The 12,109-nt window shown below is 58.9% G+C and carries 10 protein-coding genes; 5 read left to right on the top strand and 5 right to left on the bottom strand.

Annotation, left to right across the window (positions count from 1 at the left end):
• Positions 1-41 precede the first annotated feature (41 nt).
• Complete coding sequence (locus tag ACGHUK_RS02150) at positions 42-278, top strand: sigma factor (RefSeq protein ID WP_390574796.1); 237 nt, start codon at positions 42-44, stop codon at positions 276-278.
• On the opposite strand, the gene ACGHUK_RS02145 is transcribed toward ACGHUK_RS02150, so the two are convergent.
• The gene (locus ACGHUK_RS02145) at positions 269-691 is read right to left on the bottom strand and encodes a BlaI/MecI/CopY family transcriptional regulator (RefSeq protein ID WP_097774344.1); all 423 of its coding nucleotides are present in this window, start codon (positions 689-691) and stop codon (positions 269-271) included. The two genes, ACGHUK_RS02150 and ACGHUK_RS02145, sit on opposite strands and share 10 nt — an antisense overlap.
• Positions 692-1,022: 331 nt before the next feature.
• On the opposite strand from ACGHUK_RS02145, the gene serC reads away from it, so the two are divergent.
• The 4 genes from serC (at position 1,023) to ACGHUK_RS02125 (ending at position 6,408) form a co-directional block, all read left to right on the top strand.
• Positions 1,023-2,105, top strand: a complete 1,083-nt coding sequence (gene serC / locus ACGHUK_RS02140) for a 3-phosphoserine/phosphohydroxythreonine transaminase (protein ID WP_390574794.1) — start codon at positions 1,023-1,025, stop codon at positions 2,103-2,105.
• Positions 2,106-2,270: 165 nt separating this feature from the next.
• Positions 2,271-3,431 (top strand): phosphoglycerate dehydrogenase, encoded by a 1,161-nt coding sequence (locus ACGHUK_RS02135; protein WP_390574791.1) that lies wholly within the window; start codon positions 2,271-2,273, stop codon positions 3,429-3,431.
• A 448-nt stretch (positions 3,432-3,879) separates the two neighbouring features.
• The gene (locus ACGHUK_RS02130) at positions 3,880-4,161 is read left to right on the top strand and encodes a DUF6110 family protein (RefSeq protein WP_005944105.1); all 282 of its coding nucleotides are present in this window, start codon (positions 3,880-3,882) and stop codon (positions 4,159-4,161) included.
• Positions 4,162-4,305: 144 nt separating this feature from the next.
• On the top strand, positions 4,306-6,408 hold the full coding sequence (locus ACGHUK_RS02125; RefSeq protein ID WP_390574790.1) for a heavy metal translocating P-type ATPase: 2,103 nt from the start codon (positions 4,306-4,308) through the stop codon (positions 6,406-6,408).
• Positions 6,409-6,466: 58 nt separating this feature from the next.
• On the opposite strand, the gene ACGHUK_RS02120 is transcribed toward ACGHUK_RS02125, so the two are convergent.
• The 4 genes from ACGHUK_RS02120 to ACGHUK_RS02105 all read right to left on the bottom strand — a co-directional run bounded on the left by ACGHUK_RS02120 (position 6,467) and on the right by ACGHUK_RS02105 (position 12,081).
• Positions 6,467-7,945 (bottom strand): UDP-N-acetylmuramoyl-L-alanyl-D-glutamate--2,6-diaminopimelate ligase, encoded by a 1,479-nt coding sequence (locus ACGHUK_RS02120; protein ID WP_390574787.1) that lies wholly within the window; start codon positions 7,943-7,945, stop codon positions 6,467-6,469.
• 27 nt (positions 7,946-7,972) lie between these two features.
• Positions 7,973-9,514, bottom strand: coding sequence for an FtsQ-type POTRA domain-containing protein (locus ACGHUK_RS02115; protein WP_390574784.1), 1,542 nt, complete (start codon positions 9,512-9,514; stop codon positions 7,973-7,975).
• 33 nt (positions 9,515-9,547) lie between these two features.
• On the bottom strand, positions 9,548-10,672 hold the full coding sequence (murG, locus tag ACGHUK_RS02110; protein ID WP_097774340.1) for an undecaprenyldiphospho-muramoylpentapeptide beta-N-acetylglucosaminyltransferase: 1,125 nt from the start codon (positions 10,670-10,672) through the stop codon (positions 9,548-9,550).
• Between the two features lie 80 nt (positions 10,673-10,752).
• Positions 10,753-12,081 (bottom strand): FtsW/RodA/SpoVE family cell cycle protein, encoded by a 1,329-nt coding sequence (locus tag ACGHUK_RS02105; RefSeq protein WP_390574781.1) that lies wholly within the window; start codon positions 12,079-12,081, stop codon positions 10,753-10,755.
• Positions 12,082-12,109: the final 28 nt, after the last annotated feature.

The following is a 12,109-nucleotide window of genomic DNA, read 5'->3' as shown; positions in this document are numbered from 1 at the left end:
TGGGATTCATCCGAAAAATTGCGCTGGAGCAATACCGAAACATGGGGCTGGATGAAAATGATATTGGAATTGATTTGGATGATTTGATGCAGGAGGGAAGTATCGGCCTGCTGAACGCGATCCCTTTGTTTGATGCCGGACGGGGCATGAAATTTCTGACCTATGCAGCACCGGCGCTCCGCAACGCCATGACGGACTGCATGCCCAGCATCGGGCAGCCGCCGCAATTTTTGGCACGCAGTTTGCAATCCATCTTCCGCTCTCCTTTTTACCCATAAGGGTCATACAGATCATATTCTTCCGCTTCCAGATGCTTTTCCTCCAGCACCTTCATGGCCTGTTCCAGCTCGCTCTGGCCGCAGCCGCTCTCGCTCACCAGCGCGTGCACCGCCGCCGCAAGGTCGCCGCCAAAGAGGGTATCCAGCCGTTCCCGCATACTCCACACATTATAGGCGCGCTGGGTGATGGCCGGAGTGTAGGTGTTGCGGTTGCCATCCTTGCCGCTTTTCACCCAACCCTTTTCTTCCAGCCGGTAAAGAAAGTTGAGCACGGTCGCCGGTGCCCAGCCCTTTGCGCGCAGCTTTGCGTCGATGTCCCGCCGGGTGACGGGCGCACGGCAGGCCCACACCGCCAGCATCACCTGCTCCTCTGCCGCCGAAAGCGGCTTTACACTGTCCGGGATGCCATACATCCTGCTGTTCTCCCTCCTTTCCGCATCTTTTTTGCTTTTACGTTTGTCTTTGTTTTATTATTATACCAATTTCTGCGCCAAAGCGCAAGAGCCGGAAACGCCGATGAAATCAGGCTTTTTCAGCTATATTTTACATCTGTCTTTGTTTTTGTTTTTCTATCAAGGACATTTGTGTGCTTTGTGCCCGCACAGGGGCTTTTGCGCCGTATCTTTGTGCAAAGATGCTCTTGTTTTCATCCCTGCAAAACCGGTATACTACGGCTACAGCAATCAACAGAACGCACCGCAGAAAACCGCGGTGCTGTGCGATACAGGAAAGGGAGAGTTCATTATGGCACGAGTTTACAACTTCAGCGCAGGCCCCAGCATGCTGCCCGAGAAGGTGCTCAGGCAGGCACAGGCAGAGCTGCTCGAGTATGGCGACAGCGGTCAGAGCGTGATGGAGATGAGCCACCGCAGCAAGTGGTTCGATGCCATCATCAAGGACACCGAGGCCACCCTGCGCCGGGTAATGGACATTCCCGACAACTACAAGGTCGGTTTCTTTCAGGGCGGTGCCACCCAGCAATTTGCCATGGTCCCGCTGAATTTCATGACCACCGGCAAAGCAGATTACCTTGTCACCGGCAACTTCTCGAACCTTGCCGCCAAGGAAGCCGCCAAGTTCGGCGAGGTGAACATCGTTGCTTCCAGCAAGGACAAGAACTTCACCTACATCCCGGACGTGAACGCCATCAACTATGATAAGGATGCCAGCTATATCCACATCTGCCAGAACAACACCATCTTCGGCACCCAGTTCGTGGAGGTGCCGCAGGTGGAGGGTGTGCCTCTGGTAGCCGACATGAGCTCCATGATCCTCTCCAAGCCCGTGGATGTGACCAAGTACGGCTGCATCTACTTCGGCGTGCAGAAGAATGTAGCTCCCGCCGGCATGGCAATTGCCATCGTCCGCGACGACCTGCTGGGCCATGCTGCCGACAATGTGCCCACCATGATGAACTACACCACCCTGCTGGGCAAGGACAGCATGTATAACACGCCCCCCTGCTGGTGCATCTATATGACCGGTCTGGTGCTCAAGTATCTGGAAAACGACATCGGCGGTCTTGCCAACATGCAGAAGATCAACGAAGCCAAGGCCAAAGTGCTGTACGACTATCTGGACGGTCAGGGCTTCTTCACGAATCCTGTGGAGCACCGCTACCGCAGCACCATGAATGTCACCTTCACCAGCCCCAATGCAGATCTGGACAAGAAGTTCTGCGCCGAAGCTGCAGAAGCAGGCTTCGTGAACCTGAAGGGCCATCGTCTGGTAGGCGGTATGCGCGCTTCCATTTACAACGCAATGCCCGCCGAGGGTGTGGACAAGCTGGTGGACTTCATGGAGAAGTTCCGCAAGGAGAACGCATAAAACCCTCTCAGCCTCACTTCGTTCGGCAGCTCCCCCGAGGGGGGAGCTTTTTATCAGAGGGACAACTTGATCGAACCCGCTTTCTAAGCTCGCCCTTCGGGAGAGCTGGCACGGCGCAAGCCGTGACTGAGAGGGTTCCTGTATAATAGAAGGGAAATCTGGACTATGTACACCATCAAAACTTTGAACGCCATCAGCCCGGTGGGTCTGGCAAAGCTGAACAACAAGCAGTTTGACGTGGCTGTGGACACCGATACCCCGGACGGCATCCTCGTTCGCAGCGCCGACATGCTGAATACCGCCTTCAACGACAATCTTCTGGCCATCGCCCGCGCCGGTGCCGGCGTGAACAACATCCCGCTGGACCGCTGCAGTGAGCAGGGCATCGTGGTGTTCAACACCCCCGGTGCCAACGCCAACGCTGTGGCCGAGCTGGTGATCGGTATGCTGATTGCCGGCAGCCGCAATGTGGCTGTTGCTGCCCAGTGGTGTCAGGGCCTGACCGGCGACCCCGCCATGGCAAAGACCGTGGAAAAGGGTAAGAAGCAGTTCGTGGGCAACGAGATCAAGGGCAAGACGCTGGGTGTCATCGGTCTGGGTGCCATCGGCTCCCGCGTGGCCAACTGCGCCATTGAGCTGGGCATGGAGGTCTACGGCTACGACCCCTACATCTCCATTGACGCCGCATGGAACCTGAGCAGTCAGGTACACCACTGCGTGAACCTGAACGACATGCTGCCCCTGTGCGACTACATCACCATCCATGTGCCCTACCTGCCCACCACCAAGGACACCATCAACGTCCAGACCCTTGCCCTGTGCAAGGACGGCGTGAAGATCCTGAACTACGCCCGCGGCGAACTGGTCAACACCGAAGCCCTGCTGGAAGCCATGGAGACCGGCAAGGTGTCCGGCTACATGACCGACTTCCCGTCTGAGGCCATTCTGGGCAAGCCCGGCATCGTGTGCACCCCCCATCTGGGCGCTTCCACCCCGGAAGCCGAGGACAACTGCGCCGTGATGGCTGCAAAGGAGCTGAGCGACTACCTGAAGAACGGCAACATCATCCACTCGGTGAACATGCCGGAGGTCAACCAGCCCAGAGCCGGCGGCAAGCGCATCTGCATCATCCACAAAAACGAGCCCGGCATGATCAGCCAGATTACCGCCCTGACCACCGAAGCCGGCCTGAACATCGAGAACATGGTGAACAAGAGCAAAAAGAACATGGCCTACACCATGCTGGATGCTACCGGTGCTGTGGACAAGAAGCTGGCCGAAAAGCTGGCTGCCATCCCCGCCGTGATCCGGGTGCGCATCCTGTAAAGCAAAACGGTTTAAAATGCCCGCCGCGTCGCTCTTGGCATCTTCAGCGGAAAACGATTTTTATTTTAGCAACCCGGAAAAATCTGCGGATTTTTCCGGGTTGCTTTTTCACAGAGAAGGGCCGTGGCGGCAACCTGCATTTCCAAACCAGGATTTTTTACAAACTGGAAATTCTTTCTCGTCCCATCTGCCGGTTAGTTTCCATTTACAAACTGTAGTTTGTCTTAAAAAACGCGTTAGAGATAGCTTTTTCTAACTACACATCGTAAAAAGTTTACATGTATTAACATTCAAGAAAAAGCTTGAAAATGGTAAATTCTGTGCTACAATAGGCTCGACAGAAGGGAAATGTCCACCCTGTTCTCCGGCTTTTGGGCCGGTATATTCATCTTACAGGTCCTGCGGTGCAGGGCCTCTGACAGGAAATAGAAAAGGTAGGGAAGTTACTATGGATATCAAGAAGATCGCACTGTTCGCCGCCGGTACTCTGTTCGGCTCTGCCGGTTTCAAGCTGCTGTCCAGCAAGGATGCCAAGAAGGTCTACACCCAGACCACTGCTGCCGTGCTGCGCATGAAGGACTCCACCATGGAGACCGTCAGCAAGGTCCAGGAGCAGGCCGGTGACATTCTGGCCGATGCAAAGGCCATCAACGAGGCTCGTGCTGTTGAAGCCGAGGCTGCTGTGATCGAGGATGCCGCCGAGGAGACCACCGAAGAGACCGCTGAGTAATTTTCGGTTCGTAAAGCATTGAAAGCCCCAACGTGGCTTTCGAGCCGCCTTCGGGCGGCTCTTTTTTGTGAGAGTGGGGCCGCAGGCGTGCAGGGTATAGCAGCCTGACGCTGCGGCAAAAAGATAGAGAAGGATATTTGATATATGAAATGTACCATTCTGCATGAAGGCAAAGGCCGGATGCGCGTGCATGTGGAAAAAGTCCGCATGACTTTGCACCGTGCCGATGTGCTGGAAGCTTATCTGAACCACCATGATGCCATCGTCCATGCCGCCGTTTACGAGCGCACCGGCGATGTGGTCATTACCTATACCGGCAAGCGCACCGCCGCCATTGCCATTCTGGCAGGCTATAAGTTCGATGTGGCCGAGTATGACGCTCTGGTCACCTCCGCCGACAGCCGCAGGCTGAACCGGGAATATCAGGATAAAATGTTCGATTTGGTGGCAGGCCGCTGCCTGCGCAAGCTGTTCCTGCCCGCACCCCTTGACGCTGCCTACACGGCATTCCGCTCCATCCGCTTCCTCTGGAAGGGTGTGCGCTGCGTGCTGAGCCGCAGGCTGGAAGTGGAGGTGCTGGACGCTTTGTCCATCGGCGTCTCGCTGCTGCGCGGCGACTTTGGCACCGCCGGTTCTGTCATGTTCCTGCTGAATCTGGGCTCTCTGCTGGAAGAGTGGACCCGCAAGAAGAGTCTGGACGATCTGGCCCGCAGCATGGCCCTGAACGTGGACAAGGTGTGGGTGCGCAGCCAAGGCACCGAAGTGCTGGTGCCTCTGACCAAAGTACGCTCCGGCGATGAGGTGGTCGTGCGCAGCGGCAACATGATCCCGCTGGACGGCACCGTTCTGGAAGGCGAAGCCATGGTGAATCAGGCTGCTTTGACCGGCGAGTCCATGCCGGTGCGCAAGACAGAGGGGTCCACCCTCTATGCCGGCACCGTTGTGGAGGAGGGCGAGTGCGTCTTTATCGCCAAGGCCGAGGGCGGTTCCAACCGCTACGACAAGATCGTGGCCATGATCGAGGAATCCGAAAAGCTCAAGTCCAGCACCGAGAACCGTGCGCTGGTGCTGGCCGACAAGCTGGTGCCATGGTGTTTGGGCGCAACGGTGGTCACCTATCTGCTCACCCGCAACGCCACCCGCGCCATCTCCTGCCTGATGGTGGATTTCTCCTGCGCGCTCAAGCTCTCCATGCCGCTGGCCGTGCTTTCCGCCATGCGCGAGTGCGGCAGCTACCACATCACCGTCAAGGGCGGCAAGTATCTGGAAGCGCTGTCTCAGGCCGACACTATCGTGTTCGACAAGACCGGCACCCTCACCCGTGCCACCCCGCAGGTAGTGGAGGTCGTACCCTTCTCCGGCTGTAACGAGCGCGAAGTTCTGCAGCTGGCCGCATGTCTGGAAGAGCACTTCCCCCATTCCATGGCCAACGCCGTGGTGCGTGCCGCCAAGGAGCGCGGCATTTCCCATGAGGAGATGCACTCCGAGGTGGAATACATCGTAGCCCATGGCATTGCAAGCCGCGTGGGCGGTGAGCGCGTGGTCATTGGTAGCCACCACTTCGTCTTTGAGGATGAAAAGTGCACCATCCCCACAGCCGAGCAGGCAAAGTTTGATGCCCTCAAGCCCGCGTATTCGCACCTGTACATGGCAGCCAGCGGGCAGCTGGTGGGCGTCATCTGCATCTCCGACCCGCTGCGCCCGGAAGCCGCCGCTGTGCTGAACGGACTGCGTGCGCTGGGCATCCGGAACACCGTCATGATGACCGGCGACAGCGAGCGCACCGCTGCCGCCATTGCAAAGCAGGTGGGCGTGGACCGCTTCTTTGCCGAGGTGCTGCCCGAGGACAAGGCAAACTTCGTCCAGCAGGCCAAGGCCGAGGGCCACACCGTGGTGATGATCGGCGACGGCATCAACGACTCCCCCGCCCTGTCTGCTGCCGATATCGGCATTGCCATCAACTCCGGCGCTGCCATCGCCCGCGAGATCGCCGATGTGACCATCAAAGCCGACAGTCTGGAGGAGCTGGTGGCCCTCAAGGCCATCGCCAACTCTCTGCAAAAGCGCGTGCACGCAAACTACCGCTTCGTGCTCACCTTCAACTCGGCCCTCATCGCGCTGGGTGCTCTGGGCATCCTGCAGCCGGCCTCCTCTGCCATGCTGCATAATCTCTCCACCATCGGCATCAGCCTGAAGAGCATGACCAATCTCCTGCCGGAGAACAAGGCTCCGCAGCTGAAAGCATAATTACCGCAAAAAATAACGCCGTGTCCGAACATTCGACACGGCGTTATTTTTTTATCTGTTATTCCAGCCCGATCTGCTGTGCATACTCTTCCAACAGCTCCCGCTCCAGGAACGGGGTCTTGACACCCTCGCGGTCACGGTAGGTTTCGTGGCCCTTGCCGATGACGGCGATCAGGTCGCCCTCCTGCGCGTGATCCACGGCGTAGTGCAGGGCATCCAGACGGTCCGGGATCTCCACAAACTTTGCGTCCGGGTTGCCCTTGTTCATGCCCACGCGGATATCAGCAAGGATGTCCTCCACCTTTTCAAAGCGGTTGTTGTCCTCAGTGAGGATGGAGAAATCGGCCATTTTGGCGCAGATCTCGCCCATGCCATAGCGGCGCAGCTTGGAGCGGTTACCGCCGCAGCCGAACACCACCACCAGACGGTGGGGCTTGTAGGCCCGCAGAGTGGTGAGCAGGCTTTCGGTGGACACCTCGTTGTGAGCGTAGTCCAGCAGGATGGTGAACTTCTTGCTGATGGGCACCAGCTCCACGCGACCCTTGACCACGCACTTGCCAAGGCCGTCGTGGATCGCCTGATCCGGCAGGCCCAGCACCTTGCCCACGCTCAGCGCGGCCAGCGCGTTGTACACGCTGAACTCGCCGGGCATGTTCACCTTCACATCCATCTCGTCCTTGCCGGTCACATGGAACTTCACGCCCAGAAAATCGTGGGTGCGCAGCAGTTCAAAGCCGGTCTCGCGGTAGTCCGCCTGCTCAGCGCGGCCATAGGTGACAAGGCGGCAGGTGTGGCCTTCCAGCAGGGCTTCGGTGTTCTCATCGTCAATGTTCACCACGCCCACGTCGCAGCGCTTGAACAGCTGGCCCTTCCAGCTGCGGTACTCCTCAAAGGTCTTGTGCTCGCCGGGGCCGATGTGATCCGGCGAAAGGTTGGTGAACACGCCCACATTGTAGTGCACACCGGCCACGCGGTCCATCATCAGGCCCTGGCTGGAAACTTCCATCAGCGCGGTGTCGCAGCCTGCATCCAGAAATTCCCGGAAGGTCTTTTGCAGCTCGTAGCTTTCCGGGGTGGTGTTGGCAGTTTCCTTGTGGCGGCCCATATAATAAATGCCGTTGGTGCCGATCATGCCCACCTTGCGGCCTGCAGCTTCCAGCACGCTCTTGATCATGTGGGTGGTAGTGGTCTTGCCCTTGGTGCCGGTCACACCGATCATGGTCATCTGGCGGGACGGGTTGCCGAAGAGGTTCGCGCTCATCAGAGCCATGGCATAGCGGCTGCTTTCCACCTTGACCACGGTCACGCCCGGCATGGCAGAAAGGTCGATGTCGTGCTGGATGACCAGTGCGCTGACACCCTTTGCCGCACAGTCGGCGGCAAACTCATGGCTGTCACGCTGGGTGCCCACGATGCACACGAACAAAAGGCCCGGTGCCGCCTTGCGGCTGTCGTAGATGATATCTGAGATCTCGGTGTCCAGACTGCCCTGCGCAAGGGTAAAGGGCACGCCTTCCAATAACTGTTCCAGTTTCATACTGCACACGCTCCTCAAAACATTTTGTCACATGGGGTTTTCTTCGTTATTTGCGGTCATGCGGGCAGTGTCGGTCAGCGGTGTTTCTTCCGCAGCTGCCGCCGTATCGTCCGCAGGCTGGGCCGCAGCGGCATCCTCTGCACCGTCTGCCGCAGTATCCTCGGCAGCAGAGGTATCAGGCTCTTCCGGCACGGTCTTTTCCGGCACAACATAACCGGAGGGCAGGGTCGGCTGGCCCTGTGCAAAGTAAATTTTACGGGTGCTGCCCGCGCTGACATGGCTGAAATCCAGTCTGCCGGTGTCGGTAGGGGCACAGCCCTTGCCGTCGGCATTGGTCAGCACATAGCGTGCGCGGTCCAGCTTATAATCCAGATCGTTCCGTGTACCCAGAAGCACACTGACACGATCCTGATACAAAAATGCCATCTGGTCGGTGTCCGCAAATTCCATGCGGGTCACATCGTCCAGCATCCCATACTCTTCCAGCTTTGCCTGCAGCTCATTCAGCGCATCCAGACGGTCGTCCGTCTGCACCGCTGCCGAAGCTGCTGCCGAACCGGATGCATCCGATGCCGCTGGGTCTGCCTGCGTTGCAAAGGTCAGCTGGTCGCCGGGTGTCACCGACACCGGCTCGCCGCCGTATAGGGTCTTGAGTTCTTCCGGCTGGGCAGACTCGCAGGCCAGGATCTTGAACTGATCCGAGAGGGTCAGCCAGCCGCTCTTCGTCTGCATGGCATAGGTAGGCACCGCCTCGGTCACCTGCACCACCACCGTGTTGGGGTAATCCCGAACCACCCTGATGGATTCCAGCAGCGGGAACTGCTTTTCCAGTTCCGCTTCCTTGGCGGCGGGGTCAAAGCTGAAAATGTTCTCTTCGGTCTGCACACCCAGTGCCTGCAGGATCTGGCTGCTGGAATAGCCGCCCACCTCCTGCACTACGGTGCCGTCCGCCGTCTGCACTTGAATGGTGCCGATCTTAAACAGCATGGTCATGGTCAGGTAAACACCGGCGGCGATCACGGCCAGCAGGGTCACAAAGGCCATCAGCCGCCGCAGCATCCGCCGCCGCTTCAGTGCAGCGCGGGTCAGGCGGCGCTTCTTGCGTTTTTCCCGCTGTACCGGGTCGCGTGGCTGCTGTTGTGCCGGGCGCAGACGCTGGTTTTTGTAGCGCTGCTGCGCTGCCTGAGCCGCTGTCTTGCGCGGCTTCTGCCCCTGTGAACGGCGCTGCTGCGGCTTGCGGGCCGTGCCGGATGCACGCTGTTCCGGCTGGGCCGTGCGGCTTCGCTGCGCGGTACGGTTCCGGTTCTGGCCGCTGGTGCGCCGGGTTCCGCTCTGTTCGGTGCGGCGCGGCTGCGAAGGGAACTCGATGCTGTTATCGGTACGGGTGCGGCGCACCGTACCATTGGCGGTGCGGTCCGGCGCAAAGCTCAGCGGTTCCCCGTTGAAGCCATAGCGCCCGTCCGCACTGCCGGAAGATCCTTTTTGTTGTGAAGGCGGCGGAGTATGCTGCAGGTCTTTCCGCAGGTCGTAGATATTGCCGTTGTTTCTGTTATTGCGGTATTGCTGCATGGCGCACACCTCCTTTCCGGTTTAGGTTTTGTTTTACTTCTGCACCAGTTTCATCAAAGCGTCTGCAATACGGTCAAGGCTGTCATCCACCGACAGGCTGCGGGCATTTTTGCCCATCTCAGCCAGCTTGCCGGGCTGTGCCAGCATGTCGGACACCGTGCTCACCAGCTTTTCGCCGGTCAGATCTTTTTCCTCGATCACCACAGCGGCATCGGCCTTCTGCAGTTCCATGGCATTGAAGTACTGGTGGTTCTCAGCCACATTGGGGCTGGGGATGAGCACGGCTGCACGGCCAACAGCTTCCAGCTCGGCCAGCGTCAGCGCACCGGCGCGGCTGATGACAAGGTCTGCCGCAGCCAGCAGTTCCGGCATATTGTTGATGTATTCCTTCACCACAAGGCCGTCGCCTTCCGCGAAGTTCTTTTCCTTTTCCAGATCCTTGAACAGCTGCACACCGTACTGGCCGGTAGCGTGGAGATGCAGCACCGGCTTCTTCTCGTGCTGTTCCCATGCACACAGGTCGGCCACCACCTCGTTGACGCGGCGTGCGCCAAGGCTGCCGCCGAAGGAAAGGATCACCGTGCGGTCGCCCGCGCCCAGCTCAGCGCGGATGGCATCGCGGTCCTTTGCCTTGGTGAACACCTCCGGGCGCACCGGATTGCCCACCACGATGGTCTTATCAGGTGCGCCCAGCTTTTCCACAGCAGCAGGCACGGCGGCAAACACGAGATCCACATCCGGTGCCAGCAGCTTGTTGGTCACGCCGGGGAAGGCGTTCTGCTCATGAATGGCGGTGTGGATGCCCATTTTGGCGGCACAGCGCACCACCGGGCCGGACACATAGCCGCCGCAGCCGATCACAAGATCGGGTTTGACCTCCTTCATAATGGCCTTTGCCTTGGGGCCAGAGAGGGCCAGATTCCACAGCGTAACGATGTTGCGCTTGATGTTGTTCAGCGACAGCCTGCGCTGGAAACCGGTGATCTCGATATGGTGGAAGGGATAGCCCGCCTGTCCTACCAGGCGGTACTCCATGCCCTCCTTGCGGCCGGCAAAGTGGATCTCGGCAGAAGGGTCTGCCTTTTTGATAGCACCTGCAATGGCAAGTGCCGGGTTGATATGGCCGGCAGTGCCGCCGGCAGCGATCAGAACTCGCATGACGATTCCTCCTCTATTATTAGTGCATCTGGTCAGGCCATCGGGGAGCTCCCCACTGGCCTGCGCCCTCAAAACAGTCGTTACAGTTCATTGCGCGCACGGCGGGCATCGTCCAGATTGATGGTACGGTCCTTCAGCTCCGCATCACGCTGAGCCTTTGCAGCCTGCCGCTGTGCGTGGGCCGCTGCCCTCTGCTGCGCCGCCCGCTCTCCGTTGCGCCCAATGTTCACCATCACGCCCATTTCTGCCAGCAGCAAGATCAGACTGGTGCCGCCGGACGAGAAAAACGGCAGGCTGATGCCGGTATTCGGGATGGTGTTGGTGACCACAGCGATGTTGCAGAACACCTGCCAGGCGATCTGCGCCATAATGCCAATCCCCACCATGGTGCAGAACTGGTTCTCGGCCTTATAGGCGATCATCAGGCCCTGCGCTATGAGCAGCATGAACAGCACGATGATGAGCACCGCACCGATGAAGCCCAATTCTTCGCACACCACACTGAAGATGAAGTCGTTGGTGCTTTCCGGCAGCCAGAGCTGCTTTTCCACGCTGTTGCCAAGGCCAAGGCCCTTCAGTCCGCCGGAGCCGATGGCGTACAAGCTCTGCTTGGTCTGGTCGTTCAGCGCTTCCAGATCATCGGACCATGTGTTCAGGCGGTCCTGCAGATAGCCAATGGATTCCACCAGCGTCAGGGCCGGTTTCAGCAGCAGAGCCGCCGCTGCGGCCCCGCACCATGTCAATACACCGCCGCAGCCGGTCAGCATGAGGATGGTGCCCACGATGGCGGTGGTCAGCAGGATGCCGGACATGTGCGGCTCTAAAAACAGCAGCAACACCACCGGCACCAGCGGCAGCACCGGCACGATCAGCTGCCTTACGATGCGGATGAACAGCCAATCCTTTGGCTTGACTTTTTCTCTCAGCGACGGGCTGAACCGGCCGATCTGCGGCGCACTTGCCGCCAGATGGGACGAGAGCAGGATCATCTCAAACTTTGCCGCCTCAGAGGTCTGCAGAGTCAGGCCGCCCAGACGGATCCAGCGGCGGCAGCCGTTCAGCGGTGCAAAGGTCAGCGTGACGGCCAGCATGGCCAGCACCACCCAGTACAGCGGCTTGCTCGCCCAGCGCAGAAAGCGGTGATCCACATAGCTCATGACTACCATACAGCCAATGCCAATGGCCATGCAGATAGCCTGCTGCTTGATGTAGTGCAGGCTGTCGCCCATGCGCAGGTAGCCGGTGGTGTAGCTTGCGCTGTACAGCATTACAAGGCCGAACACCATGATAATGGCCAGCGTTGCCAGCCAGTTGAGCAGCAGCCGGTTCCATGGTCCCGGGTCCCGCTGCAGCGGCGGCGCCCATGCACTTTCTTTTTGGTTTTTATGTTGTCTGCGGGTGGCTGCCATTGCCACGCCCCCTTATTTTCAGAATCAG

Origin of the sequence: Faecalibacterium sp. i25-0019-C1, from assembly GCF_042854225.1 — a bacterium.
In the GTDB taxonomy this organism is placed as follows: Bacteria; Bacillota; Clostridia; order Oscillospirales; family Ruminococcaceae; genus Faecalibacterium; species Faecalibacterium taiwanense.
The sequence above is the reverse complement of the archived record's forward strand: the minus strand, read 5'-3'. Positions and strand labels throughout refer to the sequence as shown.